The sequence below is a fragment of the Photobacterium aphoticum genome, from assembly GCF_001029435.1.
Lineage (GTDB): Bacteria > Pseudomonadota > Gammaproteobacteria > Enterobacterales > Vibrionaceae > Photobacterium > Photobacterium aphoticum.
Genome location: NZ_LDOV01000064.1, coordinates 1 through 1,437, shown reverse-complemented (window position 1 = coordinate 1,437; position 1,437 = coordinate 1). Strand labels below are relative to the sequence as shown.

Genomic DNA, 1,437 nt, shown 5'->3' with positions numbered 1-1,437 from the left:
TAATGCCGATCAGTTAAGGCTTTAGTCGGCAGATCAGTTGAATGATCCTCGCAGTATGTAAAAATCCGATAAACACTGTTTATCGGATTTTTTTATGCATGTTTCTCAAGCTCTAGATATCATCAATAATTGGAAACCGAATCAGATAGAAACACTCGCTGATCTGATCCCCATCCCCCTCATTGAAGAAGCATATCAACTTACAGATACCGTTACCTTGCGGAAGCGAAAGCTAACTCTTGAGTCTATGGCTTGGTTACTTGTCGGCATGGCTATTTATAACGACAAGTCGATGGCTGATATCGTAAACATGCTAGATATTGTTGATCGAGACGGCAAGCCATTCGTTGCTCCGAGCGCCTTAACTCAAAGAAGAAAAACATTAGGAGAAGCCGCAGCTAAAGCTCTATTCGAATGCACTAAAAAGCATTGGTTTGATCAGTCTCAGCTACCGACATGGAATGGGTTAACACTGCTCGGTGTTGATGGTGTTTTATGGCGCACCGAAGACTCTAAAGATAATGCACAAGCTTTTGCCAAGCCAACTCAGCGTGATGGTAAAGAAACGCAGTATCCACAAGTGCGTATGGTCTGCCAAATGGAGCTTAGTAGCCATTTAATTACAGGCAGCGCCTTTGACTGTTACACCGTTAATGAAATGAAACTGGCCGAAAAATTAGTAGAAAACACTCCTGATAACAGTTTAACGCTCTTCGATAAAGGCTTTTACTCTCTTGGTTTATTACAAAAATGGAACGTCACGGGAATAAATAGGCATTGGTTAATTCCAATGAAAAAAGGTCTTCAATATGAGGTAGTTCGCTCACTTGGAAGACAAGATAAGCTCGTAAAGCTAAAGAGTAGCCCCCAAGCTCAGAAAAACTGGCAAGATCTACCCAAAGAAGTCGTCGTACGACTTGTATCGAGAGTGAAAGACGGCAAGCAATATGATGTACTCACTTCGATGATTGACCCAATGCTATACCCCAAAAACGATGTGCTGGGTCTCTATGGATACCGTTGGGAAATAGAGCTTGGCTATCGAGAGCAGAAGCAATATATGCTTGGTAACAAACTCACCTTACGCAGCCGATTACCGGAGTTGGTCAAACAAGAACTGTGGGGAATTTTGATGACTTATAACCTTGTTCGTTATCAAATGACGCAGATGTGTATGACTTTAAAAGGCGACTACTTACCGTACCAGCTGAGTTTTAATGGTGCCTTAGCACATATCATGCGGTTATTAGTTGGTCTTCCTTACTCCTCTCCCGGAGCTATACCGAGGCAATTAAAAAATTTCTACGGGATGACCGAGAGCTTGATCCTAGAGCCAAGAAGGCAGCGATCCTTCCCAAGGGTTGTTAAGAAAAAACCCTGTAGATACCCAAGAAAAAACAATGCCGTTCACCTTAAGTGAACGGCATTATGCTATTG

1 protein-coding gene is annotated in these 1,437 nt (G+C 42.4%); it reads left to right on the top strand.

The genetic code is table 11. The features are described 5' to 3' along the window. Nucleotides 1-94: 94 nt before the first annotated feature. Nucleotides 95-1,420, top strand: coding sequence for an IS4 family transposase (locus tag ABT58_RS23005; RefSeq protein ID WP_047876768.1), 1,326 nt, complete (start codon nucleotides 95-97; stop codon nucleotides 1,418-1,420). The last annotated feature ends 17 nt before the right edge of the window (nucleotides 1,421-1,437 follow it).